The 23,510-nt window shown below is 70.1% G+C and carries 28 protein-coding genes; 18 read left to right on the plus strand and 10 right to left on the minus strand.

Going from position 1 to position 23,510, the window contains the following annotated elements; translation table 11 throughout:
* The first annotated feature begins 96 nt into the window (after window positions 1–96).
* Both TR33_RS03380 and TR33_RS03385 read left to right on the plus strand, forming a co-directional pair.
* The gene (locus TR33_RS03380) at window positions 97–402 is read left to right on the plus strand and encodes a hypothetical protein (protein WP_042281372.1); all 306 of its coding nucleotides are present in this window, start codon (window positions 97–99) and stop codon (window positions 400–402) included.
* A 35-nt stretch (window positions 403–437) separates the two neighbouring features.
* A complete protein-coding gene (locus TR33_RS03385; protein WP_199806095.1) occupies window positions 438–779 on the plus strand; it encodes a hypothetical protein in 342 nt (113 codons plus the stop codon).
* Here the strand turns inward: TR33_RS03385 and TR33_RS03390 are convergent.
* The 3 genes from TR33_RS03390 to TR33_RS03400 form a co-directional block, all read right to left on the minus strand.
* Window positions 712–1,257, minus strand: a complete 546-nt coding sequence (locus TR33_RS03390; protein ID WP_234305735.1) for a YdcF family protein — start codon at window positions 1,255–1,257, stop codon at window positions 712–714. The two genes, TR33_RS03385 and TR33_RS03390, sit on opposite strands and share 68 nt — an antisense overlap.
* 248 nt (window positions 1,258–1,505) lie before the next feature.
* On the minus strand, window positions 1,506–2,222 hold the full coding sequence (locus TR33_RS03395) for a VOC family protein (RefSeq protein ID WP_042281377.1): 717 nt from the start codon (window positions 2,220–2,222) through the stop codon (window positions 1,506–1,508).
* Window positions 2,223–2,345: 123 nt separating this feature from the next.
* A complete protein-coding gene (locus TR33_RS03400) occupies window positions 2,346–3,203 on the minus strand; it encodes an SDR family oxidoreductase (RefSeq protein ID WP_042281378.1) in 858 nt (285 codons plus the stop codon).
* 70 nt (window positions 3,204–3,273) lie between these two features.
* On the opposite strand from TR33_RS03400, the gene TR33_RS03405 reads away from it, so the two are divergent.
* The 4 genes from TR33_RS03405 (at window position 3,274) to TR33_RS03420 (ending at window position 5,636) form a co-directional block, all read left to right on the plus strand.
* Window positions 3,274–4,080 (plus strand): TetR/AcrR family transcriptional regulator, encoded by an 807-nt coding sequence (locus tag TR33_RS03405; protein WP_042281380.1) that lies wholly within the window; start codon window positions 3,274–3,276, stop codon window positions 4,078–4,080.
* 23 nt (window positions 4,081–4,103) lie between these two features.
* Entirely contained in the window at window positions 4,104–4,289 is a 186-nt protein-coding gene (locus TR33_RS03410; protein WP_042281382.1) for a hypothetical protein, read from the plus strand.
* Window positions 4,290–4,591: 302 nt separating this feature from the next.
* Window positions 4,592–4,972 (plus strand): hypothetical protein, encoded by a 381-nt coding sequence (locus TR33_RS03415; RefSeq protein WP_108914108.1) that lies wholly within the window; start codon window positions 4,592–4,594, stop codon window positions 4,970–4,972.
* A 109-nt stretch (window positions 4,973–5,081) separates the two neighbouring features.
* Entirely contained in the window at window positions 5,082–5,636 is a 555-nt protein-coding gene (locus TR33_RS03420; RefSeq protein WP_042281384.1) for a DUF6368 family protein, read from the plus strand.
* A 150-nt stretch (window positions 5,637–5,786) separates the two neighbouring features.
* Here the strand turns inward: TR33_RS03420 and TR33_RS03425 are convergent, their stop codons facing one another.
* The 4 genes from TR33_RS03425 to TR33_RS03440 all read right to left on the minus strand — a co-directional run bounded on the left by TR33_RS03425 (window position 5,787) and on the right by TR33_RS03440 (window position 9,789).
* A complete protein-coding gene (locus TR33_RS03425; RefSeq protein WP_042281386.1) occupies window positions 5,787–6,176 on the minus strand; it encodes a VOC family protein in 390 nt (129 codons plus the stop codon).
* A gap of 128 nt (window positions 6,177–6,304) precedes the next feature.
* Window positions 6,305–7,579, minus strand: a complete 1,275-nt coding sequence (glsA, locus tag TR33_RS03430) for a glutaminase A (RefSeq protein WP_042281387.1) — start codon at window positions 7,577–7,579, stop codon at window positions 6,305–6,307.
* 188 nt (window positions 7,580–7,767) lie between these two features.
* Entirely contained in the window at window positions 7,768–8,424 is a 657-nt protein-coding gene (locus TR33_RS03435; protein WP_042281389.1) for a maleylpyruvate isomerase N-terminal domain-containing protein, read from the minus strand.
* Between the two features lie 129 nt (window positions 8,425–8,553).
* The gene (locus tag TR33_RS03440) at window positions 8,554–9,789 is read right to left on the minus strand and encodes an MFS transporter (protein ID WP_017535001.1); all 1,236 of its coding nucleotides are present in this window, start codon (window positions 9,787–9,789) and stop codon (window positions 8,554–8,556) included.
* A gap of 54 nt (window positions 9,790–9,843) precedes the next feature.
* Between TR33_RS03440 and TR33_RS03445 the strand changes: the two genes are divergently transcribed.
* Window positions 9,844–10,566 carry an AraC family transcriptional regulator gene (locus TR33_RS03445; protein ID WP_042281391.1) on the plus strand — a complete coding sequence of 241 codons (723 nt, stop codon included), beginning with the start codon at window positions 9,844–9,846 and terminating at the stop codon, window positions 10,564–10,566.
* A 53-nt stretch (window positions 10,567–10,619) separates the two neighbouring features.
* Here the strand turns inward: TR33_RS03445 and TR33_RS03450 are convergent, their stop codons facing one another.
* The gene (locus TR33_RS03450) at window positions 10,620–11,081 is read right to left on the minus strand and encodes a GNAT family N-acetyltransferase (RefSeq protein WP_036568175.1); all 462 of its coding nucleotides are present in this window, start codon (window positions 11,079–11,081) and stop codon (window positions 10,620–10,622) included.
* Between the two features lie 212 nt (window positions 11,082–11,293).
* On the opposite strand from TR33_RS03450, the gene TR33_RS03455 reads away from it, so the two are divergent.
* The 7 genes from TR33_RS03455 to TR33_RS03485 all read left to right on the plus strand — a co-directional run bounded on the left by TR33_RS03455 (window position 11,294) and on the right by TR33_RS03485 (window position 16,917).
* Window positions 11,294–12,343, plus strand: coding sequence for an OmpA family protein (locus TR33_RS03455; protein ID WP_234305736.1), 1,050 nt, complete (start codon window positions 11,294–11,296; stop codon window positions 12,341–12,343).
* A gap of 21 nt (window positions 12,344–12,364) precedes the next feature.
* Window positions 12,365–12,859 carry a hypothetical protein gene (locus tag TR33_RS03460; protein ID WP_042281395.1) on the plus strand — a complete coding sequence of 165 codons (495 nt, stop codon included), beginning with the start codon at window positions 12,365–12,367 and terminating at the stop codon, window positions 12,857–12,859.
* 251 nt (window positions 12,860–13,110) lie between these two features.
* The gene (locus TR33_RS03465) at window positions 13,111–13,668 is read left to right on the plus strand and encodes a dihydrofolate reductase family protein (RefSeq protein ID WP_017534996.1); all 558 of its coding nucleotides are present in this window, start codon (window positions 13,111–13,113) and stop codon (window positions 13,666–13,668) included.
* A gap of 242 nt (window positions 13,669–13,910) precedes the next feature.
* Window positions 13,911–14,486 carry a GlcG/HbpS family heme-binding protein gene (locus TR33_RS03470; RefSeq protein ID WP_042281396.1) on the plus strand — a complete coding sequence of 192 codons (576 nt, stop codon included), beginning with the start codon at window positions 13,911–13,913 and terminating at the stop codon, window positions 14,484–14,486.
* Between the two features lie 223 nt (window positions 14,487–14,709).
* Window positions 14,710–15,357 (plus strand): NUDIX hydrolase N-terminal domain-containing protein, encoded by a 648-nt coding sequence (locus TR33_RS03475; RefSeq protein ID WP_234305737.1) that lies wholly within the window; start codon window positions 14,710–14,712, stop codon window positions 15,355–15,357.
* 136 nt (window positions 15,358–15,493) lie between these two features.
* Entirely contained in the window at window positions 15,494–16,075 is a 582-nt protein-coding gene (locus TR33_RS03480; protein ID WP_042281917.1) for a GNAT family N-acetyltransferase, read from the plus strand.
* The gene (locus TR33_RS03485; RefSeq protein ID WP_042281401.1) at window positions 16,072–16,917 is read left to right on the plus strand and encodes a phosphotransferase; all 846 of its coding nucleotides are present in this window, start codon (window positions 16,072–16,074) and stop codon (window positions 16,915–16,917) included. The genes TR33_RS03480 and TR33_RS03485 overlap by 4 nt, the downstream gene beginning before the upstream one ends.
* Window positions 16,918–17,308: 391 nt before the next feature.
* Here the strand turns inward: TR33_RS03485 and TR33_RS03490 are convergent, their stop codons facing one another.
* Window positions 17,309–18,151, minus strand: a complete 843-nt coding sequence (locus TR33_RS03490) for an alpha/beta fold hydrolase (RefSeq protein WP_042281403.1) — start codon at window positions 18,149–18,151, stop codon at window positions 17,309–17,311.
* A gap of 85 nt (window positions 18,152–18,236) precedes the next feature.
* Between TR33_RS03490 and TR33_RS03495 the strand changes: the two genes are divergently transcribed.
* The 3 genes from TR33_RS03495 to TR33_RS03505 all read left to right on the plus strand — a co-directional run bounded on the left by TR33_RS03495 (window position 18,237) and on the right by TR33_RS03505 (window position 21,169).
* Window positions 18,237–18,773, plus strand: a complete 537-nt coding sequence (locus TR33_RS03495) for a CGNR zinc finger domain-containing protein (protein ID WP_017534992.1) — start codon at window positions 18,237–18,239, stop codon at window positions 18,771–18,773.
* A gap of 61 nt (window positions 18,774–18,834) precedes the next feature.
* Complete coding sequence (locus TR33_RS03500; RefSeq protein ID WP_042281404.1) at window positions 18,835–19,188, plus strand: ArsR/SmtB family transcription factor; 354 nt, start codon at window positions 18,835–18,837, stop codon at window positions 19,186–19,188.
* Window positions 19,181–21,169, plus strand: coding sequence for a heavy metal translocating P-type ATPase (locus TR33_RS03505; protein WP_042281406.1), 1,989 nt, complete (start codon window positions 19,181–19,183; stop codon window positions 21,167–21,169). Before TR33_RS03500 ends, TR33_RS03505 begins: the two co-directional genes overlap by 8 nt.
* A 215-nt stretch (window positions 21,170–21,384) precedes the next feature.
* Here the strand turns inward: TR33_RS03505 and TR33_RS03510 are convergent, their stop codons facing one another.
* Window positions 21,385–21,936, minus strand: a complete 552-nt coding sequence (locus TR33_RS03510) for a TetR/AcrR family transcriptional regulator (protein ID WP_017534989.1) — start codon at window positions 21,934–21,936, stop codon at window positions 21,385–21,387.
* A gap of 141 nt (window positions 21,937–22,077) precedes the next feature.
* Between TR33_RS03510 and TR33_RS03515 the strand changes: the two genes are divergently transcribed.
* Window positions 22,078–23,490 (plus strand): aldehyde dehydrogenase family protein, encoded by a 1,413-nt coding sequence (locus tag TR33_RS03515; protein WP_026125077.1) that lies wholly within the window; start codon window positions 22,078–22,080, stop codon window positions 23,488–23,490.
* Window positions 23,491–23,510 lie beyond the last annotated feature (20 nt).

A 23,510-nucleotide genomic window follows, 5' to 3' on the forward strand; every position in this document is an offset into this window, starting at 1 on the left:
AAGAGCCGAGGATGCTGTCCGTGAGGTGGATACCCGAGCCGGAGGCGCCTGGTTACGGTTGGCGACACATCGGGTCATGCCATCACGGGGGGAATCATGTTCCGTATACCGACGAAGGTCGCCGCCGTGGCCGCGGCCGCGGTGACCGCGCTTTCCCTGACCGCCACTCCCGCTGCCGCCGCCCCCGGCAGCTTCACCGCCGAAGGCGTACGCATCTATCGGTACGCGGACTTCCAGAGCGACGTTCTCGGGCTCGGCTATCCATCGCACTCGGTCAACGTGCGATGTGTGGTGTACCGGCAGTACTACATGTCGATGTACTACCTGACGAACAACAGCACGGGCGTCACCGGCTGGGTGCCGACGGAGTACGTCCGAGCGGGTGACGTTCCCGGCTGCTGACGGCAGTGGACGGTTCGCTCTGAGGTCTTCGGTGGGTGAAAGACCCACCTGCTCCCCGCGCACGCGGGGATGGACCGCGCGATATCGCCCCGGAAGAAAGGGCCTGCTGCTGCTCCCCGCGCACGCGGGGATGGACCGCCTTCGAGATCTCCACCGAAGCGCTCAAGCCGCTCTTCGCCGCGATGGGAAAGGAGGACCAGGGGCCGCTGATCGCCTCCCACCTGGCCGACCGAGGGCTGACATTGCGCGACAGTGTCCTCGCCGCCCTCGAAGGCCTGGACACGGAGACCCTCCTGCTGGAGGCCGGGATCACCGAGGGCGACCTCGCACGCGTTCGGGCCCGCCTCCTGGACCGATCGGACCGTTCCGAGCGGTGAGCCCGGCGGAAGAGGACGGGCTCACCGCTCGGCGCAGACGTCCCAACCTGTTCAGGCCGATGACGGCCAACACCGGCTTGAGCAGGGCGAGTTCCCCGAAGCGGTGCTCCTCCGCACGTACGAGCCGCTCGGCGATGTCGGGCCGCTGACGCCACAGGTAGGCGCGGCCCTTCTCCGCGTGCAGGGAGTTGGAGACGATCTTGAGCGTGTCCATGTCCTCCACCAGCGGGATCACGTTCTCGATGTTCTCCCAGGTGCTGGTGCTCTTGCGGTCCAGCCGTATCGGCCCCGTGTATCCCAGCTGATAACGGGCGTAACGCGCCATCACCTCGGCCTCGGAAACATCACCGGCCACCGTGCCTCCGCACAGCACCAGCACGCTCCGCTTCGCGTGGGGATCTTGAGAGCGCAGCCCGGCGCGCACCCGATAGCGGTTCAGGTAGTTGGCCTTGACGGACCGGTTCTGAAAACCGAGCACGATGACCGCCTCGGACCCTCCAGCGCGTCTCACGCCGCCCAGACCACGCCTGGAGGATCGCCAATGCACGACCTCCGCCCACACGATGATTCCGGTCAAAGCGGCTGCTGGGATGAGAAAAGAGGCTGGACGCACTGCGCGAGTGTATCCGCGGGCGATGTGGGGCGCCCGACGAACGCCGACCTCGGGTCGAGGCTGTTACCGGGCGGTGAGGGTATCGGCACACCCTGGAATCCGGATCCGAGAACTCAGCGGAGCGATTTCGCGAGCCTGAACTCGTTCCCCGAAGGGTCGGTCAACAGGTGCCAGGGCCCCCCGGCCTCGGTCTCCACGCGACGCGCGCCCAGGTCCACCAGCAGATCAAGGGCGTCGCTCTCCCGTTCACCCTCGTCGAGCCGTAGCGCTAGGCCCATGACGTTCGGTTCGTCCACCGGCTTGGGGGCGAGTTCGTCGCAGAACGCCAAGCGGATGCCGGGGCCTTGGGGCGGACGCAGCTCCGGCGTGCTCGCCTCGACGGGGATCCAGCCGGTGACCCGGGCCCAGAAGTCCCGATCGACCCGAGGGCGCGCGGAGTCCACGGGCAGGGAACCCAGGCCGGGGCCGGTCTCCTCGTAACGATCGCCGGGCATCACACAGAACAGATGGCCCTCCACATCGGCCAGTACCTCCCAGACGACGTCCCCCTGACCCACGTCGCGAGGGCTCGCGCCCATCTCGCACAGGCTCCGCGCCCAGGCCCGATGGTCGCCTCCGCCATTGAGGTCGAGGTGTAGTCGCGTGATGGCGGCCTCGGGCCGGGGCGTGGGGGAGACCGGGGTCGGGAGGAAGCGCAGCGGTACCCCAGAAATGGGGAGGAGGGACCCGGCGGGCCCATCGGACACGACCGGCACCTCCAGGGCCTTCGACCAGAAGCGGGCCAGGAAGGACGGATCGTCGGCCTGAAGGGTGATCGAGTCCAAGAGCATGGCGGGAGGGTAACGCGGGGGTGCGACCTTCGAGGGGGCTCTTGGAAGAGATCGGGAGAGCGCGGTGGAGGGGTGAGCCCCGCGCCCCGGCGCACGTGCCGTGGCCGGGGCGGGGGAGTGCCCCTAGCGGAAGTCCTCGACCCGGTCTCGGGCCCACTGCGCGAACGTTCGCGGCTCGGCGCCCGTCACGGAGCTCACGGTGGGCAGAGGCCCCAGAGAACTCGGATCGAAGTCGGCCGCGTCGGCGGGATCGGCCGCATTGCCGTCGTAGTCGGTGAACCCCAACAGGAAGTCCGCCGCCTCGGCGGCGAACCCTCCAAGCCTCTGGTAGATCTCGCGTGCCTCGGCCGGGGTGACCTCCTCGAAGCGGATCTCCTCGCCGAGCGCGTCGGCGATGGCCCCGACCTGGTCGCGCAGACTGATCAGCTCGGGGCCGTTGACGTCGTAGGCCTTGCCGTGATGACCGTCCTCCAGCAGGGCCGCCAACGCCGCGTCGGCCACGTCCCACTCGTGCACGGGGTACCAGCCCCCGTCCGGGTTCGGATCCCGGACCACCCGCTCGGCCCGGATCGACGGCCCCCACAGCGCGAGCTTGTTGGCCGCGAACTCGCCGGGCCGGATATGCGTCCACCCCACCCCCGAACGCTCGGCGGCCTGTTCGACCGGAGGGTGGAACGTCGTGTCGAAACCGCCGGTCACCGCTCCCGAGGAGAGCACGACGATCCGCCGAACACCCGCGCGCACGGCGCGTTCGACCAGGTCCTTCGCGGTCGACGGCTCGGGGAAGAGGAACATCCGGTCCACTCCGTCGAACGGCACGGTCTCGGGCTCGGTGAGATCGCCCCGGACGATCTCGGCCCCGGGAAGATCGGCCCTCGCCGGGTTCCTGGTCAGGGCGCGTACCGAGACCCCCGCCTCGACCAGACCCGCCGTCACCCGTCGCCCCACGTTCCCGGTCGCCCCGGTCACCAGAACTCGCACTGGTCACTCCTTTTTCGTACGTCCTACGGATAAATAATACCGTAGCCTATACGGAAAATGAGGAGGCGTGATGGACCGCAGCGGTAGGGGAGACCCCCGGGAGACCTTGAACCTGCTCTGGAGAACACCGCGGACCAGGTCGGGCCGCGGCCGCCCGCCCAAGGTCTCCTTCGACAAGATCATCGTCGCGGCCATGGCCCTGGCGGACCGCGACGGGCTCGACGCCATGACCATGGACCGCATCGCCGATTCCCTCGACGTCGGCACGATGACGCTCTACACCCACGTCCCCGGCAAGGCCGAACTGACCGACCTGATGGTGGACCACGCCTGGCGGGAACTCGACCTGGCCCCCGAAGGCCCCTGGCGTGAACGGATCGAGCGCTACGCGCGACAGAACGTCGCCCTGCACGAACGCCACCCCTGGCTGCGCCAGGTCTCCACCGCGCGCCCGCCCTTGGGCCCCGGCCTGTTCGCCAGGAACGACTTCCTACTGAGCGCCCTGTTCGAGACCGGATTGACCGCCGCCGAGATCTCCGCCGCGAGCGACTCCATCATCACCTTCGTCGACGGCGCGAGCGCCACCCTCGCCGAACACTCGCACGCCGAACGGATCAGCGGCCAATCCGACGAGGACTGGTGGGACGACCGCCGCGTGTTCTGGGAGAACATCTTCGACCCGGCGCGCTACCCGGCGATCGAACGCACCTGGAACGACGGCGGATTCGACCGCAGCCCCGCCGAGGCCGCCGCGAAGGCGTTCGATTTCGGCCTGTGCTCCCTGCTCGACGGAATCGAGGCGATGGCCCGGCGGAGCGGGCGAGCGGGGGCTTCTCGTCCCCGGCGCTCAGCGGACGAAGACCGCCATCACCGGTAGCCGACGCCGATCATCGTGCCCACGTGGTCGGGTTCGGGGGCCGGGACATCGACGGCGCGGTGGCGTTGGGGATGAGCGTGCTCGAAGCGGTGCCGGAAGGGTCGTTGCGGGCCAACACCCGACAGAGGATGCTGCGCCTAGTCACCGAGGTCGGAGAGGGCGGGGCCGCGCACGGATTGGCCGAAGCGGTGCGTTCTCGTCGGGTGTAGCGGAACCTCACCACCGGCCGTTCTCTCCGTCGTGAGGTTCTCGTATCGCCGAGCCCCGCACACGCGGGGATGGACCGTCGCACAGGTCTCCGATTCGCACGACTTCGTCTTGAGCCCCGCGCACGCGGGGATGGGCCGGCCCGCGTCTTCGGTCGCACGGGTGCACTACGGACCTGTCCTTCGGGCCAGCTCTTTGTGGCAAAGGTGTGATGACAGGTTGTCCTCGAAGCGGCTGACCCGCAGCACCTCGATCGGTCACCATGTCTCGCGGGATCGTACACATCACGAACGGGGACCGTTTCATGCTTCGTGCTCGTACCAAGGCTCTCGCCCTCGCCGCCTTCACCGCCGTCCTGGCGTTCGGTGCCGTTCCGGCCTCCGCCGGAACCGTCGCGCCCGCCGTCGAGAACACCTCCGCGGTCTCGACGACCACCCCCATGGCGCAGGCCGACGTCCCGGCCTCCTTCCGTGAGGACGGCGTCCGCATCCGTCGCTCCTATGACTCGACGAGCGAGGTGCTGGGCCTGGGCTACCGGAGCCACTCGGTCTCCGCTTTCTGCGGTGTCTACCCCGACCCCATGGTCGGGTACTACGGCGTGCAGAACCACACCACCGGGGTTCGGGGCTACGTGTTCTGGGACTACATGTACGTCGAGAACGCCTCGGCCCTGCCCAGTTGCTAGCCGATCGCACGGCGCGGGGCCTATCGCCCAGAGGAGTCCCGCGCCGAGCGCGCATCGGGACGACGGGCCTCCCGGCGATGTCCTACCGGGGCGGGGATAGGCTCCCGGCATGGCCGGCCCGACCCTGGTGATCGACCTGGCAGGGCCTCCCCCCTCCACCAGGTCGAACGAGTTCGACGCGTTGATACGAGCGCTCTCCACCCACTTCGAACGGACCCGTCGCGGATACTTCGACATCGGTGTGCCCGTGGAACGGCTGGGCGTCGAGGCGCGGAGGGCTCTCGACCCGGGGGAGACGGACGAGCGACCCTTCCTGGTCCACCTGATGGGGCCGGGGTTCGGTGACGAGAGCCTCTTCGAGGCCGAACACGCGGACGAGGCCGTGATCGAGGCGGCCTTGGGCTTCAAACCGACGCACGCCGTGAACGTCAGCGCGGGTCGTAACCAGGACATCGACCACGTCGCCACCGCCCTGCTCACCGCGGCGATCATCGACGTCCTCGGGGGTGTGGTCAAGGCCGAACTGCCGGTGGGACAGGAACGGGTGATCGCCGGCCTCCCCGGGGCGCTGGGCCTGGTCGACGATGGCTATCCGACGATGCTGGGCACCGCGGCGTTCCTACGCGCCTGGGTCGAGCGGCCCGGGTTCCGGCTGCTCAAGTAGCCCGTTGGGGACACCCCTCGGAACACTGACCGGGACGCTCTGACATGACGCCTGCCCGACGAGGTGCTCTACCGGGGTGGTTGTGAGCTGTGGGGCATATGTGGCGCGGGACCTCTCGCCCGGGGAACCCCGCGCCACGTACGTGTCTGCTCAGGGGCAGCGGGTGGCCAGGACACAGAACTCGTTCCCCTCGGGGTCGGTGAGCGTCACCCAGCTCACCTCGCTCTGACCGACGTCGGCGCGCCGAGCCCCCAGGTCGAGCAGGCGACGGACCTCCGCCCCCTGATCCCGGTCGGTCGGATTGATGTCGATGTGCAGCCGGTTCTTGACGACCTTGCCCTCCGGCACGCGCGCGAACGTCAACACCGGCGGCACCGGCCCGGGACGCTCCCGCCCCTCGGGCACCTCGGGGGAGCCGATGCTGATCACGCCGTCCTCCTCCTCGCCCTGGACCTCGTAGTCGAGTACCGCGCACCAGAAGCGGGCGAGTGCGGCGGGATCGGCGCAATCGATCGCGAGCTCGGCGAACTTGGCGGCCATGGGGCACCTTCCGGGTGAGTGACGGGTCCGTCGCGGGCGGCCCCGGCGCCTTCGAGGGAGAAGGCCACCGGGGCACCGTGACGAGGACGTTCCTATCCCGGGGCGGGGCGGCGCGTCCATGGGGTTTCTCAGCTCCGGAGGGCGAGTTCCAGGCGTTCGGAGGTCCAGCGCTCCACCGAACGCCCCCGGCTGTCGTGGAAGGCCGGTACGGTCTCCTCGGGATCGACCACGATGATTCGGTACCCGCCGTCGATCATCTTGGTGGCGGTCTCGGCCGCGGTCCTGCGCGCCACCGGAAGCACCTCGTCCACCCGGCTCATGTCGAAGACCACCACGTCGGTCGCCGGCGGGTTCTCGACCAGCTCGTGCACGAGCGCCTCGATGCTGCTCAACACCATGTCGCCCTGGAGCACGTAGATCGTGGTCGGCTCCCCCTCCACGACCTCCTTACGGGTCTCCCGCAGCGAGGAACGCGACGGGCGCCCCGGCTCCATCAGGTGCAGGCCCAGATCCTCGGACAGCTTCTCCATCATCACGACGCCCCGGGCGCTGTTGCCGTGCCGGTCCAGGCGCGGGGAGAACACCGCGACGCCCACCTGCCCGGGGAGCACCCCGATGATGCCTCCGGCCACGCCGCTCTTGGCGGGGATGCCCACGCTGGTCAGCCAGTCGCCGGCCGCGTCGTACATGCCGCAGGAGGCCATCACGCTCAACAGATGCCGGGTGGTGCGCCTGCTGAACAGTTTCTTGTCGGTGTTGGGCTGCACGCCGCCGTTGGCCAGGGTCGCCGCCATCAACGCCAGGTCGCGCACGGTCACCGACGCCGAACACTGGCGGACGTAGCCCTCCACCGACGAGGCCGGATCCCGGGCCAGACGGCCCGAGGCGTGCAGCAGGTACGCGAGCCCCAGGTTGCGGTCCCCGGTCGCCAGCTCGGAGGCGGCCAGCGCCTCGTCGATCTCGACCGGCCGTTGGGCCAGGTCGGAGAAGAGGCCGAGCAGGCGGTCGATCGCCGGAGCCTCCCGGTCGTCGACGAGCGCGTGGACGGCGATCGCGCCCGCGTTGATCATCGGGTTGCGCGGCCGGCCGGTCTCGGGATCCAACGACAGCTCGTTGAAGGCCTCGCCGCTGGGCTCCACCCCCACCCGGTCGAGGATGTCGTCGATCCCCCGGTCCTCGATCGCCAGCGCGTAGGCGAAGGGTTTGGACATCGACTGGATGCTGAACAGGTCGTCGGCGTCGCCGCTCGCGTACACGGTCCCGTTGACCGTGCAGACCGCGACCGCCACCCGGTCGGGGTCGGCGGAGGCCAGCTCCGGGATGTAGTCGGCCGGGGCCCCGGAGACGACGTGCGCGGTCTGGGCGATGATCGCGTCGAGGTAGTCGAGGATCGGTGAGCGCATCAAGGCGGTCCTGTCTCGGGGTCGGTTCCCGCGTCCCGTATCCGCCGGGTTCCTCCCGGAAGGGGACGCCGGTGGGGTGGGCGGGCCTCAGATTAACCGCCGGTCCACCACGGCCCGCCGTCGCTCGCCTGCGTGTCGTCCGAATACCACCGGACGGTCCTCGCCGGGGCCGACGCGGGCACGAGGGCTCAGCTCAGGACGAGGGGGAGTCGCGTGGCCATCGTCCCCAGGGCGGAGCTCTCCGCCTCGGTCGGGGCGCGGCGTCCGGTGCCGACCCGCAACACGGCCTCGTCGGTGAGGGTTTCGGGGAACGGTTCACCGGCGATCCGCTCCAGCGACCGGCGGGCATGGGCCAGGGGCGCCGCAGCCGGCCTCGGGGCGTTCGGCAGATGGGCGACCAGATCGAGGTGGTGCAGGGTCCACTCCAGCACGTACGCGTCCAGATAGTCGCGCACGGTGAGGACCTCGCCCTGGGTCTCCACCCGCAGATCGGGGTCGGCGAGCCCGGCGGCGCGGCCCGCCGCGGAACCGAGGTCGTCGAGGTGGTACCTCAACAGCAGCGGCTCCTCGTAGGCGGTGGCCAGTCGGACGGTGAGCGCGTCGAACGGGCCGTCGCCGGTGGGAGGGGAGTCGGAGACGTCCCAGTAGGTCGCCGCGTCCCGGGTCGGCGGGGCCTCCGTCGGGGTGGCCAGGGTGATCAGCACGTCCTGGGCGTCGATGACCAGGTGGAACACCAGGTCCCGGACCAGCCAGCCGGTACAACCGGAAGGGCGGGCGAAGTCCTCGTCGGGCAGATCGGCGACGGCCGCGCGCAGCGCCGCCCAAGAGTAGGCGAAGAGATCCACGGCGGCACGGTAGTGCGGGCGGGAGGGGCCGGCAAGACGCCGCGCCCGGTGGGGGAAGGCGCCCCCACCGGGCGGAACGGGGGTGGGGCGGTCGGCGTGCCTTCGTGGTCCATGGCCACGATGTCCCCCTCAGGGGGCCGGAGAGGGGCGGTCGGCGGGCGAGGAGCTCTTCGCCTCGGCCGCGACGGTGGCCGAGACCGGCTCCCGGACTCGGGCCAGGACCAGGCAGGCCAGGGCGGGCAGGACGAGCAAGGGCAGCAGCGCGCCCTGAAGGCCCACCTCGTCGGCCAGCGCTCCGATGGCCGGAGAGGCCAACCCGCCCGCCGAGACCGCCAGACCCAGAGTGGCGCCGTTGGCGGTGCCCATGCGCCGGGGCAGATAGTCCTGACCCAAAGTGACGTGCAGCGAGAAGGGCACGTACAGCACCAGCGAGGTCAACGCGATGAACACGAACACCGCCGGCCCCGGGACGAACAGCAGACCCGCCAGAACGGGCACCGCCAATGCGTAGGACCAGCGCAGGATCGTGACGCGCGCCCACCGGCGGGCCAGATGGCCGCCCACCGCGGTGCCGAACGCCCCGCCCAGGTAGAACACGAACAGCGACGTGGCCGCGGCCGTCTCCCCGAGGCCGGCGTGGGCGTGCACGAACAGCACGAGGAAGGAGCCCAGACCCACGAAGACCACCGACCGGCACACGATCGCCACCGTCATCATCGAGAACGAGCCCCAGTCGTCACGACCGGCGTGCCCGGCCCGGGACGCCTTCCCGGTCCGTTCGGCCGATCCCGTCACGGGGCCGATCAGTGCCACGGCCGCCAGCCCGGTCAGGGCGGGGACCAGCAGCAGCGGGGTCGCCTCCAGCCCCCACACGCCCACGGTCGCGGCCACGAACAGCGGCGCGACCGCGAACCCGATGGTGCCGCCCAGAGAGAACCACGACATGACGACGTGGTCGTCGCCGCTGATCCGACGCGAACGGTTCGCTCCGGCGGGATGGTAGGCGGCCACACCCACCCCGGACAGGCCGGCCAGGAGGGCGGTGACCCACACCGACTCCGACACCGAGATCGCCGCGATGCCCGCACCCGACAGCACGATGGCCACCGGGATCAACCATCGCATCGTCCACCGGTCGCCGAGCACCCCGAACAGAGGCTGCACGATCGAGGACGATAGCGAACCGGCGAGGACGACACCGGCAGCGGCGGCGTAGTCGTAGCCGCGCTCCAACACCAGGAAGGGCACCAGGGCGGCCACCGCGCCCTGATAGAAGTCGACGGTGGCGTGGGAGTAGGCCAGCAGGCGGGCGCCAGCGCGGGCCGAACGGGAGACGGAGGAGAGCATGCCCTCCAGTGTGTTCATCCGACCACGGGCGCGCTTTCCGTATCCTGCCGGGTGATGTCGAAAATCCGCCATGTGCCGATCGCCCCCACCGAGACCCGAAGGCTGACCTCGGGGGAGGACGTCGACGCGCACCGCCACGACGATCACCAGCTCATCTACTCCAGCTCGGGGGTGCTGGAGGTGATGGTCGAGAGCGGAACGTGGTTCACCCCCTCGAATCGGGCCGTGTGGGTGCCCGGCGGCACGGAGCACCGGTGGCGGGTCCACGGCGCCACACGCGTGCACCTGGTCGGGGTGCCCGCCCGGCGGAAACGGCCCTGGGGGCACGAGCCCGCGCCGGTCCTGGTCGACCCGCTCTTCCGCGAGCTGCTGATCGCCTGCTCGGAGACGGGCCCCGCGGTCTCGCCCGAACAGCGGAGGATGCTCGCCGTGCTCATCGACCGGATCCGCCCGGCCCCCGAACCCGCCACGATGGTGCCGGTGCTGCGCGATGCCCGCCTGCGCGAGGTCCAGGCGGTGCTGGAGGCCGACATGACCTCCTCGCCCACCCTGGGCGAACTCGGCCGCCGGATCGGGGTGGGGGAACGCACCCTGTCACGGCTCTTCCACGACACCGTGGGTATGGGCTTCACCGTCTGGCGCACCCAACTGCGCCTGCACCGGGCCGGCCTGCTGTTGGCCCAGGACCGGACCGTGACCCAGGCCGCGGCGGCGTGCGGGTTCTCCTCGCCCAGCGCGTTCATCGTCGCGTTCCAGGCGGCCTTCGGTCGCACCCCCGGCTCGCTGTACCGGTGACCTCAGGGTCGCCCCGGCGGTAGGGCCGCTTCCCGAAGGCCCGGGCCGCTCCGTCAGCACCCCTCGTCGAGCACCAGCATGAGATGTTCGTCCTCGCCGTACCGGACGGTCCCCTCGCGACGGAAGCCGTGCCTCTCCAACAGTCGTACCGAGGCGGTGTTCTCGACGAAGGGGTCGGCGCGCAGAGGCCGCGTCCGCTCCTGTTCCAGGAACAGCGCCAGGGCCCGACCGCCGACGCCCCGGCCCCAGTAGGGCCGCCCGAGCCAGTAGCCGAGGAAACGTCGCCCTTCGATGGACCACGAGACCAGGTTGCCCGCGAGCTCACCGTCGACGGTGACGGCCCGCACGAAGGAATCGGGGTCGCCGAGGACCCGGGTCCGCCAGTGCTCCATGAAGGCCTCCCGATCACGCGGAGGGAACCGTGAACGCCGCACGGCCTCCTCGTCGTGTTCGTAGGCGAAGAACACCTCGAGATCGGCCGGTTCCACTTCCCGTAGACGTACCTGGTCGCTCATGCGGGGAAGCCTGCCGGCGGCCACGGACATTCCCGGGCCGCGCCGTGGGGGGAGTGAGCACCCTCCTGAGCCTGCTGTGGCTATAGAGCAACCCAGGAAGTGAAAAAACAAACTCATATGGGAACCAGAAGGATTCCAGTGGAGTCGTATGCGTCAAGAGTAAGCAAACAGCCAACGATGTGTTGGCTCTATGGGAACCCAGGTAGATGGACATGGAACACACCCCCGCCCTGCCCACCTCACCCCGAGCCCGGCTCAGGGCCGCGGCCTCCGCCGGAGCCCTCCTGCTCCTGCTCACCGGATGCGGACTGATCGGAAACACCCCCGAGGAAGGGGCCGATGACACCGGCGACGGTGGCGACACCGCGAATTCCACGGAAGGCACCGCCGCCCAGGAGGCCGTCGAACTCCCCGTCGGATCGACCACCACCTCCACCGCCTGGGGTTCTGACCTGGAGGTGGAGATCCAGGCCCTCGAACGGGTCGGAAGCGACGCGCTCCGCCTCACCGTCGGCGTCGGCAACCACACCACCGACGACATCCGCCACTTCAAGAACCTGCGCGACAACGACCTGGGCGGATACGACCTGTCCGGGCTCACCCTCCTCGACGTCACCACCGACCGGCAGTACCTCCCCCTCACCGTGGGCGGCGACTGCGTCTGCGAGGAGTTCCCCGACCGGCGTATCCGTGCGGGCGTGGTGGAGTCCACCACCGTCCTCTTCCCCGCCCCGCCCGAAGGCGTCGAGACCATGGCGGTCCTCACCCCCATCACCGCGCCCTTCCACGGCGTTCCCCTCACCGACGCCGACGAGGAGATCCCCGACCCGGGCGCCGACGCCCCCGTGATCCTCGATCTCACCCACCCGACCGACACCGTCGTCACGGACTACCAACGCCACGAGACCGACGGCGAGGTGACCTACGAACTCGCCGCCGACGTGCTCTTCGAGACCGACAGCGCCGAACTCGGCGACGCCGCCGCACAGAGCCTGGAACGGGTCGCGGCCGAGATCGACATCTCCTCCGCCGACCGGATCTCCATCGACGGCCACACCGACGACACCGGCGACGACTCGGTCAACGTCCCCCTCTCCCGAGAGCGGGCCGAAGCCGTGGAGACGGCCCTGAACGACCTCGTCGACCGCTCCGGCATCACCTACGACGTCGACGGACACGGATCGGCCGACCCCGTCACCGACAACGACACCGACGAGGGTCGCGCCCAGAACCGCCGCGTCACCGTCACCTTCGCCAAGTAGGACCTCGTGAGGAAACCGATCATGAAGCGCACCGCCGCACTCCTGACCTTGACCACCGCCGCGCTCCTGGCCACCGGCACGGCCGCGCCCGCCGACACCCTCGACCACGTCGACACCGCCACCGGCGTCGACGAGAGGACCGCCGGCCTGGTGCTGGAGGTGAACGAGCTCAGCCGTGACTCCTCCGGCACCTACGCGACCCTGCTGTGGAGCGTCCGCAACGAGGGCACCGAGCGGATCACGATCAACCCCAAGGACACCTCCCTGGACTTCGACCGACAGAGCTTCGCCGGGGTGACCCTGCGGGACGAGGAGAGTCGCACCCGCTTCCACCCCGCGATGAACTCCGAGTCCGCCTGCCTGTGCACCCGCGACACCGTCGGTACCATCGACACCCGACTCGACCCCGGAGCCACGCTCACCTACTGGTCGCTGTACTCGGTGCCCGCGGACCTGGAGACGGTCACCGTCGAGGTCCCCGACTTCGGCGACGTGACCGACGTGCCCCTCACCTGACCGCACACCGTGCCGGGGCGCGGACGGAGCGTCCCCGGCACGGTGGTGTCGGTTCACACGGGTATGTCGGGGCCATGGTGAGAGCCGTGTTCAAGGGGAAGGAAGAGAGGAGAGCCACCCGTCGGGGCCCGTGGGAGACAACGCGGGCCGGCCGGTCGAGGGCACCGGGGAGAATCCACCCGGGCCGGGGCGATGAGTTCCGTCCGCCGCCGAGGTCTTCCCGGGTAAACCGATCAGGAAGGACCCATCCCATGTCCCGCGTCATCTACTCGGTCGCCTCCTCACTCGACGGCTACATCAACGATCCCCAGGGCGACTTCTCCTGGGCCGTCCCCGACGAGGAGGTCATCGCGGCGCTCACCGAGGACGCCGCCCGGGCGAGCACCTTCCTCTATGGGCGGCGCATGTACGAGACGATGGCCGTCTGGGAGACCGACCCCACCACCGCCGACCAGTCACCGGAGTCCGCCAACTGGGCCAGGATGTGGAAGGCCGCCGACAAGATCGTCTTCTCCAGGACCCTGCCGAAGGTGTGGACCGAACGCACTCGGCTGGAGCGCGAGCTGACCATCGAGGCCATCGAGAGGGCCATCTCCGAGGCCTCCGGTGACCTGACCATCGAAGGGCCGACCCTGGCCGGAGAGGCGCTTCGCCTCGGCCGCGTCGACGTGGTCGAGGTGCTGGTGTGCCCGGCCATCGTCGGCGCCGGAACACCGATCTTCCCCGAGGGCCTGCGGCTCGACCTCTCGCTCGACCGGGCACGCCGCTTCGACAACGGGATGATGCAGGTCACCTACGACGTCCGGTAGGCGACCCCCGCCACGCTTCCCTCGACCGCGTGGCCGGGGCGGGATACCCGGCCACGCGCCCCTGAAAGAAGGGGTCGCGTTACAGGGGTGGGGATTTTCCCTGGCTTCGCCCCGTTATCGGAATCCCAACCCCGCTTACCGGTGCGGAAAACTCGCCGATGGGCCCTGTCATGGCCGGGAAATCCGCTCCGGTGTACCTACGATCATCACGTTCCGTGATCATTGAAAAGCAGGGAGAGACAATGCTGAAGCCCGCCGCAGCGGCACGCATCGCCGGCGGAGCGGTCGGCCTGGCCGTGCTCGGCGGACTGGCCACCATCGCCATGCCCGAAGGCCTCCCCGGAGCCCCCGCCGCCGCTGCCGCCTCCGAGGGATACGACCGGACCGTGTCCCCCGACGCCGTCGCGCAGCAGGAGGTGCTCAAGGCCGACGCCATCCTGGCCGCCGCGGAGGCCGGCCTGAACGCGGCCCACGAGAAGGGGCAGCAGGTCACCATCGCCATCGTGGACCGCTCCGGCTCCACCCGCCTGGTGCTCAAGACCGAGAACGCCGGCCCGCAGACCCAGGAATCGGCGGAGCGCAAGGCGTTCACCGCGGTCTCCTTCGGACAGCCCACCAGCGCCCTCACCGAAGGCGCCTCCGGAGACGAGCCCAACCTCTCCGACATCCCCGGCACCCTGTTCCTCGCCGGTGGGGTCCCGGTGATCTCGAACGGCACCCCGATCGCCGGCATCGGCGTCGGTGGAGCCCCGGACGGCGCGATCGACGAGGAGATCGCCCGGGCCGCGCTCCACGCCCTGGAGACCTACCGGGACTAGGACTTCGGAATGGGCGGGGAGTCCGGGGTTCCGGCCTGACCGCGGAACCTCGGACTCCTCTTCGTTCGCGGATACACCTACCGGGACGGCGCGCGAAGATGCCTCGGGGTCGTGAGCGGGTCCGGTGTGAGCCCACACCGGGCTCCAGGTCGGGCCGTTCCCGGTGACTCTGTGCGAGCATGTGGCCGAGCCGTTCACCGACCACATGAGCTCAGGGAGCCGCGTGAGCACCTCTCCTCAGCCGGCCGAAGAGATCCGACGCGTCGCGATGGAGCTCACCGCGCTGACCGAGTCGGGGCTGGCGTACTGCACCGACCGGTTCGATATCGAACGCTTCCACCGCATCGGCTCCCTGGCCCGCGACCTGATGGCGACCGTCTCCGCCGAAGAACCGCCCGCCTACGACCGGCGGGTCGCCTCGGTCGCCGGATACACCACCCCCAAACTCGACGTGCGCGGTGGCGTCTTCGACGCCTCGGGACGGGTGCTGCTGGTGCGGGAGGTCTCCGACCGGCATCGTTGGACCCTGCCCGGCGGATGGTGCGACATCCTGGAGAGCCCTCGGGAGGCGATCGAGCGCGAGGTCGAAGAGGAGGCCGGGGTAGCGGTTCGGGCGATCCATCTCGCCGGGGTCCTGGACCGGCACCGGTGGCCGCACGTTCCGACCTACGACCGGCACGTCTACAAGCTGTTCTTCGTCTGTGAGCCGGTGGAGGAGGTCGACACCGACTTCACCAGCGTGGAGACCAGCGGCGCCGGCTGGTTCGAGGTGGACGACCTGCCGGAACTGTCGGTGGCACGGGTCGTGCCCGAACAGATCGAGCTCCTGCACGAACACTGGTCCGCTCCCGGCCCGGCTCACGTCGACTGACCCGGACCCGCTGTTCGGCCGGGCTCTCGTCGAACGGGGATCTGCTCGGTTCGGCCCTGCTCACGGCGTGGTTCTGGAAGAGTCGGTGACGGCCGGCCTCCGGCCGTACCCCGACCACGAGGACCACAGGACGACCATGAGCGACACCGAGGCCCCGACCCTCTGGCTACGCGGGACCAAAGCCGGGATCGGCCCCCTGCGCGCGGACCTGAAGGAGCTGTACTGGCGGTGGGAGAACACGATCCCGACCATCGTCGGGTACAACAGGCAGACCCCTCAGCCCTTCGAGGTCGGCAGGCTCTTCTATGACGGTTATGAGAAGAGCTGCGACCGCCATCTCAAGTTCACCATCTACGACCTCACCGATGAGAGGCCGGTCCCCGTCGGGGCCGCCCAGGTCTACGTCGACCAGATGCGCCGTAACGGCGAGTACGTCGTGGCGATGGGGGAGGGCCGGGGCAAAGGCGTGGGGAGCGAGGCGACCAGGCTGGTCCTGGACTACGCCTTTCACGTGACGAACCTGCGTTGTGTCCACCTCACCGTGATCGAACCGAACAAGGGAGCGATTCGCGCCTACGAGAAGGCCGGGTTCAAGAGGCAGGGCCGGCGCCGGAACGCGAACCAGTGGCTCGGCCAGACGATCGATGAGGTGCTGATGGACGCCATCCCCGAAGAGTTCGAGGGGCCGTCGTTGGTCAAGCGACAGTTCGAGTCGTGAAGGCCTCGTCGCCACCGAACGAGCTGATGGCCGCGTGGCTCCGCGCCGCCGAGCGCTTCGGTACGAAGGCCGCCTCCGACCTCGCGCTCCAGACGGGGGTCGGGGACAGAACCCTGAGCGGCCCGGTCATGGCCTCGAACGGGATACCCGCGTGGCTGCGGGTGATGCGGGCCGCCAAAGCGGGCGGAAGGACCTGGGAGGGTTCGGCCCTGGCCGCCGCGACACTCGGCGACGAGATCCCGCGGCCGTCTTTGATCGGCGAGCACGAGTGGTCGGGGCCGAGCGGCTCGATGTTCCAGGCCCTTCTCTGGGAGCGGCTCACCGGCCGGGTGGTGTCACGGACCCCTGACCTGTCCGAACCGGTCACACTCTCCGACCCATGGTGGACCGAACTGCGTGACGGACTCGAACACCTACGGCGGACGGCCGTACCCGAACACCGACAGAGGAGCCACACACCGGGGTTCATCGAACGCATGCCGCGGTTCATCCCCGAACTGGAGGGCCTGGACCTGACAGTGCCCGCGTGGGAGACCTCCCACTGCGATCTCCACTGGGCCAACCTCACAGCCGAGCCCCTGGCCATCATCGATTGGGAGGGGTGGGGTCAGGCCCCGGTCGGATACGACGTCGCCGTTCTGCACACTTACGCGTTGCCCGCGCCGGAGACGGCGGCCAAGGTGCGCGAGGTGTTCGCCGACGTGATGGAGACCGAGACCGGGAGGTTCGCCCAGCTGGTCATCTCCGCCGAGGTGATCCAGGCATCGGAGCGCGACGACCTGCACGCCCGACTGCTGCCCTACGTCCGGCGGAGGGTGGGGGAGCTGCTCGCTTCGATGTAGGTGAGCGAAGTGCCCACCGCGGAGAGGGGAGTGGAAGCACCGAAGACCAGGGGGCCTCGCTTCTCCCTGGAGTCCTTCCGCTCGCCCGCTCAGGGGAGGGGAGAGGGGGCGAAGGCGGACTTTCGGGGGGTGGGGGAGCGAAGGGCGGAGCGAGAGGGGTGCCGCCCCGGTTCGGAAGGCGGCGCCGCTCTTTCCGGCAAGGCTTCGAGGGGCCGGGATCGGGGGATTCACCGGGCCCTCTCGCCATAATGTAAATCTACGTCGTCAAGGTGGGGGTTGGATTCACGCCTGAACCCCGACAACAGAAGGGAGCGGCTTCGCCGCACCGAACCCACAAGGGTCCGTTCGGGGATCGTGGCGTCGAATCGACATCCACATCGAAGGGCCCCGCTCACCTCCCGAGGAAGTCGATCAGGGCCGCGGTCAGGGGAGCGGGGGCATCCTCCTGGACCAGGTGCCCGCCGCCCGGGATCAGCCGAAGGTCGGCCTGCGGGATCGCCTCGGCCAGGGCCCGCCCGCGCTCCACGGGAAGCCAGGGATCCTCCTCGCCCCACAGCACGGTGACCGGGCATTCCAACTCACCCAGCAGGGGTTCGAACTCGGCGGTGTAGCGTTCGTCGGCCTGGGAGATCTGACGGTAGAACGCCGCCCGGCCGACCTCGCCCAGCCAGGGACGGACCAGGGCATCGAGGGTCGTCGCGCTCGGCTCCCGGTGGAAGGATCCGGCGATGTAGGCGCGCACCAGCGCCTCGTGCAGGTGTTCGGGCAGCTCCGAGAACACCTCCGCCGAGCGGTTGACCAGCCGGAAGAACGGGCTGCCCCAAGGGCGCATCGCCACCGCGTCGACCAGGGCCAACCGGTCGTAGGCGACGCGATCCAACAGAGCGGTGCGCAGGGCCACCGCGCCGCCGAAGTCGTGCGCGACCCCGCGGGGTCGCTCCAGCCCCCAATGCTCCAGCAGCGAGGTGAAGACCTCCTGCTGGGCGGCGAGGGAGACGTCCTGTCCTTCTCTCATCTCGGACCGGCCGTAGCCGGGCATATCCCACAGGTGGACGGAGTAGTGGCCGCTCAAGGCCTCGGCGATCTCCCGCCACACGTGGGAGGAGAAGGGGGTGCCGTGCATCAGGACCACCGGCGGTCCCTGGCCGGCGCGGGTCCAGCGCACCTCTCCGTGGGGCGAGGCGAAGCGTTCGTCGGGGGTCCAGCGGTCCAGGGCGTCGCTCTTCTCGGTCATGATCTCCTCCGTTACCGCTATCTCGCTTATGGGGGTAACCGTAGAGCGTTACCGTCATTCATGTAAAGGGGGTAACCTCTGGGGTATGGCCTACGACCGTCCACCCGCCCCCGGAGACCTGGCGCTCATCGAGGGGCTCTGTAACTCCGCCCGCTTTCTGAAGAGGGAGGACCTCCTCGTTTCCCTCGACTCGGCGCGCGCGTGGGCGAACGCGCGCGATCTGCCCGGGGTCGCCGAAGCGCTCGACGTCGACTCCCTGACCTGGCTGCGACGTGCCCGTGAGGCGGTGCGCGGGCATTTGGAGGGGGATCGAGAGGCGGCCGGGTATCTCACCGGCCTGTCGAGCGAACTTCTGGGGGCTCCGCGGTGGGGCGCCGAGGGGGAGATCGTGCTGCCGGTGGCCACGGAGGAGCCGGTACGTCGTGTGGTGGCCGAGGTGTTGTCGGTGCTGGCGGTGGCGGAGTTGGCCGATCGTCGGGCGCGGTTGAAGGTGTGTCGGTCGCCCGAGTGCCGGTGGGTCTTCTACGACCGTTCTCCGGCGGGCAACGGTGGCTGGTGCAGCATGGAGATCTGCGGGGCGCGGCACAAGATGCGCACCTATCGGGAGCGGCGGCGCGGCTGAGGTTCCCGGTCTCGGTCGCCCCGCGCCCTGATTCATCGTCTGGCGGCGATATGATCGTTGTATGGCGATGAATCAGCAGGGGTGCGCCCCCGGCACCGGCGCGGCCGAGGCCCTCTTCCGTGGCCTCTCCGACGGGACCCGATTGGCGATCGTGCGTCGGTTGGCCGAAGGGGAGGCCCGCGTCTCCGACCTGGTCGAGCGGCTGGGGTCGGCCCAGTCCACGATCTCCGCGCATGTGGCCTGTCTGCGCGACTGCGGTCTGGTGGAGGGGCGACCCGAGGGGCGTCAGGTGTTCTACCGGCTGGCCCGGCCCGAGCTCCTCGACCTGCTGGCCTCGGCCGAGCGTCTGTTGGAGGCCACGGGCGAGGCCGTCGCGCTGTGCCCGGAGTACGGGGTGGCGACCGTTCATGAGTGACACCTGTGGTTGCTCGTCCGATCGTCCGGAGGAGGCCGGCGGTACGGAGTCGGGTCCGAGCACGCTGTGGGGTGTGCGGGAGATCCGTTTCGCGGCGGTGGCGCTGATCCCCTTGGCCGCCGGTCACACCGGGTCGTGGCTGGGGGTTCCCGACACGATCGTCCACGTTCTGTGGGCTCTGGCGTTGGTGGTGGCCGGGTGGACCTTCGTGCCGGGAACGTTGCGCCGTCTGTTCCGTTCGGGTCCGTTCCGGGATCGGATCGGGGTGGGCACCCTGATGACGATCGCGGCGGTCGGCGCGGTCCTGTTGGGGGAGGTGGCCGAGGCCGCGCTCCTGGCGGTGTTGTACACGATCGCCGAGGGGCTGGAGGGCTACTCGGTGGCGCGTACCCGGCGGGGGTTGCGGGCGCTGTTGGATCTGGTGCCGGCGCGGGCGACCGTGCTCCGAGACGGTCGGGAGCGGGAGGTGGCGCCCGAGGAGCTGGTCCCCGGCGACACCCTGTTGATCCGTCCGGGGGAGCGGGTGGCCACCGACGGGGTGGTGGTGTCGGGGCATAGCGCCCTGGACGATTCCGCCGTCACGGGGGAGTCCATCCCGGCGGAGGTCGGTCCTGGCTCGGAGGTGTTCGCGGGGACGGTCAACGGCACCGGTGTCCTGGAGGTCGCGGTGAGCGCCGGGACCGAGGACAATTCGCTGGCCCGTGTGGTGCGGATCGTGGAGGTCGAGCAGGCCCGCAAGGGCGCGGGGCAGCGGTTGGCCGATCGGATCGCCCGCCCGTTGGTGCCGGGGGTGATGGTCGCGGCGGTGCTCATCGCGGTGCTCGGTGCCGCGCTGGGCGATCCGCTGGTGTGGATCGAGCGTGCCCTGGTGGTGCTGGTGGCGGCCTCGCCGTGCGCGTTGGCGATCTCGGTGCCGGTGACGGTGGTCTCGGCCATCGGCGCTGCCACGCGCGGGGGTGCGCTGGTCAAGGGCGGCGCGGCTCTGGAGGCGCTCGGCGGGGTGCGGACGGTGGCGTTGGACAAGACGGGGACGTTGACCCGTAACCGGCCGGCGGTGGTCGAGGTGGTGCCGGTCGAGGGGCGTGGTCGTGACGAGGTGCTGGCGGTGGCGGCGGCCCTGGAGTCGCGCAGTGAGCATCCGTTGGCGGCGGCGATCCTGGCGGAGGTCGGGGATCCGGTGCCGGCGCGGGACGTGACGGCGGTGCCGGGGGCCGGTCTGATCGGCCGTGCGGCCGATGGCGAGGTGGGGCTGCGGCTGGGGCATCCGGGGTGGATCGAGGCCGGTCCGTTGGCCGATGCGGTGTCGCGGGCGCAGGAGGCCGGTGCCACGGTGGTGCTGGTGGAGGAGGACGGCCGTGTGATCGGGGCGGTCGCGGTTCGTGACGAGCCCAGACCCGAGGCGGGGCGGGCGGTGGCGGCGTTGCGCGCGGCCGGTCATCGGGTGGCGATGCTGACCGGTGACAACCGGGTCACGGCGCTCGCGGTGGCCGAGAGGGTCGGGATCGATGCCGAGGAGGTGTACGCGGAGCTGCGTCCGGAGGACAAGGCCCGTGTGGTGTCCGAGCTCGGTGGGCGCGGCCCGGTGGCGATGGTCGGTGACGGGGTCAACGACGCTCCGGCGCTGGCCCGCGCGGATGTGGGGATCGCGATGGGGGCGATGGGCACCGATGTGGCGGTGGAGACGGCCGATGTGGCGTTGATGGGGGAGGACCTGCGGCATCTGCCCCAGGTGTTGGCGCACGCCCGTCGTGCGCGGGTGATCATGTGGCAGAGCGTAGGGGTGTCGCTGGCGATCATCGCGGTGCTGATGCCGTTGGCGCTGTTCGGGGTGTTGGGGTTGGCCGCGGTGGTGTTGGTGCACGAGGTGGCCGAGGTGGTCGTGGTGGCCAACGGGGTGCGGGCGGGGCGTTCGCGCGCGGTGACCGAGGTGCTGGCCGCGGAAGGGGTGGAGCGGTCGGTGGAGCCGGTCGGTGCGCGTTGAGGGACGGGCGTGCCCCCGAGGGCGGTCCGTGCGACCTGTTCCGGCGCGGCGGTTCGGTGGGTGGGGCCGGACGGGGGTAGGCACGAGGTGTGGGCTTACGTACGGGAGGCTTACGCCGGGGGTCGGGTTCTCGGGGCGAGGGGTGGACACCGCTCGCCCCTGGAGGGTGTGCGTGGACGGCCGGGTCCGCGCTCGAGTACGGGAGCGCTCCCCGTTCAGGGGCGGCGGTGGCCCAGGGCCCGCAGCAGGTAGGGCAGGAGCCGGGTCGCGATGTCCCGCCCCGGAGCGGGGGTGTCGGCCTCCCCCTCGGGTACGAGGAAGGTGTGGCTGACCATGGGGCCGATCACCATCTCCGCGACCACCAGCGGATCCTCCACCGGGGGGATCTCGCCGCGTGCCACGGCGCGTTCCAGGAGGGCGAAGACTCTGTCCTGGAGGGGGAGGACGAAGGCGTCGAAGAGGACGTCGGCCAGGGCGCGGTTGTGCGCCGCCTCGCCCAGGACCGCTCGCAGCAGTCGGCCGGAGGGGCCTTCCAGAGCGAGGGCCTTGTCGTGGAGCAGTGCCCCCAGGTCCTCTTCGAGGGAGCCTGTGTCGTGGTCGGGGCCCAGGTTCTCGGCCCAGGCCTGGGCGGCGCCCACGACCAGGTCCTGTTTGGAGCGCCAGCGTCGGTAGAGGGTCGCCGTGGAGACCCCGGCCCGTTTGGCCACGGAGGCGGTGGTCAGTCCGCTGTAGCCGTGTCGTTGGAGTTCGGCGAGTGTGGCGTCCATCAGCGCGCGGTCCCGGCTGGCGTCGCGGGGTCGTCCTCGTGGAGAGACCTGTGCGGAGGCGGCCGGCAGATGGGTCGTCATGGGGATAATTCTAGGCGCGTTCCTATTGGAAACGAAACGTTTTCGTTTACTATCTGAGTCATGGCTACGACCGAAACCCCTCGAGAACCGTTGACCACGACCGTCGACATCCCCGAGACCGTCGCCCGACTGCGCGGGACCTTCGCCTCGGGTCGGACCAAGCCGCTCGCCTGGCGTCGCGCTCAGCTGCGGGCCCTGCGCCGCATGCTCGTCGAGGAACGCCCCACCCTGGAGAAGGTGCTCCAGGACGACCTGGGCAAGAGCCCGTTGGAGGCGCATACCACCGAGATCGGTTTCGTCATCAACGAGATCGACCACACCCTCAAGCACCTGGCCTCGTGGCTGCGGCCCGAGCGGGTCTCGGTGCCCATGGCCCTGGCGCCGGCCCGGGCCCGCCGTGTCCGCGAACCGCTGGGCACGGTGCTGGTCATCAGCCCGTGGAACTATCCGGTGAACCTGGCGCTGGCGCCGATGGTCGGCGCCCTGGCGGCCGGCAACAGCGTGCTGCTCAAGCCCAGCGAGCTGGCCCCGGCCACCTCCAACGCGCTGGCCGACCTCCTCCCGCGCTACCTGGACACCGAGGCGGTCGCCGTGGTCGAGGGCGGGGTGCCCGAGAGCACCGCGCTGTTGGCCGAGCGTTTCGACCACATCTTCTACACCGGTAACTCGACGGTGGCGCGGATCGTGATGGCGGCCGCGGTCGAACACCTGACCCCCGTCACGTTGGAGCTGGGCGGCAAGAGCCCGGCGATCGTGGAGCCCGGGGTGGATCTGGCGACGGTGGCGCGCCGGCTGGCCTGGGGCAAGTTCACCAACGCCGGTCAGACGTGTGTGGCCCCCGACTACGTGCTGGCCATCGGGGACACCGCGGCCGGCCTCCAGCGTGAGCTGGGCGCGGCCATCACCGAGATGTTCGGTTCCGACCCTCGTAAGAGCCCCGACTACGGGCGGGTCGTCAACGAGCGCCACTTCGACCGGCTCACCGCGTTGATGGACAGCGGTGAGGTGGTCGTGGGCGGTTCCAGCGATCGCGCGGACCTCTACATCGCGCCCACCGTACTGGGCGGGGTGTCTCCCGACAGCCCGGTGATGGCCGAGGAGATCTTCGGTCCGATCCTGCCGATCATCGAGGTCGCCGACCTGGACGAGGCGATCGCCTACGTCAACGACCACGAGAAGCCGCTGGCGTTGTACGGGTTCACCGACTCCGACGTCACCAAGCGGCGGTTGACCACCGAGACCTCGTCGGGCGCGGTCGGCTTCGGCCTGCCGATCGCCCACCTGGCCGTGCCGGACCTGCCCTTCGGCGGGGTGGGGGAGAGCGGTATGGGCGCCTATCACGGCAAGGCGTCCATCGACGTCTTCTCCCACACCAAGTCGGTGCTGGACAAGTCGTTGGTGATGGACACCATGCGGGTGGCCTACGCGCCCATCACCCAGCTCAAGGAGAAGATCCTGCGCCGAATGCTCTGAGGCGGCGCCGAGGAGGGGTC

The sequence above is a fragment of the Nocardiopsis alba genome, assembly GCF_000710955.1.
Taxonomy (GTDB): Bacteria; Actinomycetota; Actinomycetes; order Streptosporangiales; family Streptosporangiaceae; genus Nocardiopsis; species Nocardiopsis alba.

Excerpts from the sequence above, each read along its gene's own strand:
- TR33_RS03380 (WP_042281372.1), top strand. The coding sequence starts at position 97 with ATGTTCCGTATACCGACGAAGGTCGCCGCCGTGGCCGCGGCCGCGGTG.
- TR33_RS03395 (WP_042281377.1), bottom strand. The coding sequence starts at position 2,222 with ATGCTCTTGGACTCGATCACCCTTCAGGCCGACGATCCGTCCTTCCTG.
- TR33_RS03405 (WP_042281380.1), top strand. The coding sequence starts at position 3,274 with ATGGACCGCAGCGGTAGGGGAGACCCCCGGGAGACCTTGAACCTGCTC.
- TR33_RS03415 (WP_108914108.1), top strand. The coding sequence starts at position 4,592 with ATGCTTCGTGCTCGTACCAAGGCTCTCGCCCTCGCCGCCTTCACCGCC.
- TR33_RS03420 (WP_042281384.1), top strand. The coding sequence starts at position 5,082 with ATGGCCGGCCCGACCCTGGTGATCGACCTGGCAGGGCCTCCCCCCTCC.
- TR33_RS03425 (WP_042281386.1), bottom strand. The coding sequence starts at position 6,176 with ATGGCCGCCAAGTTCGCCGAGCTCGCGATCGATTGCGCCGATCCCGCC.
- glsA (WP_042281387.1), bottom strand. The coding sequence starts at position 7,579 with ATGCGCTCACCGATCCTCGACTACCTCGACGCGATCATCGCCCAGACC.
- TR33_RS03440 (WP_017535001.1), bottom strand. The coding sequence starts at position 9,789 with ATGAACACACTGGAGGGCATGCTCTCCTCCGTCTCCCGTTCGGCCCGC.
- TR33_RS03450 (WP_036568175.1), bottom strand. The coding sequence starts at position 11,081 with ATGAGCGACCAGGTACGTCTACGGGAAGTGGAACCGGCCGATCTCGAG.
- TR33_RS03455 (WP_234305736.1), top strand. The coding sequence starts at position 11,294 with ATGGAACACACCCCCGCCCTGCCCACCTCACCCCGAGCCCGGCTCAGG.
- TR33_RS03460 (WP_042281395.1), top strand. The coding sequence starts at position 12,365 with ATGAAGCGCACCGCCGCACTCCTGACCTTGACCACCGCCGCGCTCCTG.
- TR33_RS03465 (WP_017534996.1), top strand. The coding sequence starts at position 13,111 with ATGTCCCGCGTCATCTACTCGGTCGCCTCCTCACTCGACGGCTACATC.
- TR33_RS03470 (WP_042281396.1), top strand. The coding sequence starts at position 13,911 with ATGCTGAAGCCCGCCGCAGCGGCACGCATCGCCGGCGGAGCGGTCGGC.
- TR33_RS03480 (WP_042281917.1), top strand. The coding sequence starts at position 15,494 with ATGAGCGACACCGAGGCCCCGACCCTCTGGCTACGCGGGACCAAAGCC.
- TR33_RS03490 (WP_042281403.1), bottom strand. The coding sequence starts at position 18,151 with ATGACCGAGAAGAGCGACGCCCTGGACCGCTGGACCCCCGACGAACGC.
- TR33_RS03495 (WP_017534992.1), top strand. The coding sequence starts at position 18,237 with ATGGCCTACGACCGTCCACCCGCCCCCGGAGACCTGGCGCTCATCGAG.
- TR33_RS03500 (WP_042281404.1), top strand. The coding sequence starts at position 18,835 with ATGGCGATGAATCAGCAGGGGTGCGCCCCCGGCACCGGCGCGGCCGAG.
- TR33_RS03505 (WP_042281406.1), top strand. The coding sequence starts at position 19,181 with ATGAGTGACACCTGTGGTTGCTCGTCCGATCGTCCGGAGGAGGCCGGC.
- TR33_RS03510 (WP_017534989.1), bottom strand. The coding sequence starts at position 21,936 with ATGGACGCCACACTCGCCGAACTCCAACGACACGGCTACAGCGGACTG.
- TR33_RS03515 (WP_026125077.1), top strand. The coding sequence starts at position 22,078 with ATGGCTACGACCGAAACCCCTCGAGAACCGTTGACCACGACCGTCGAC.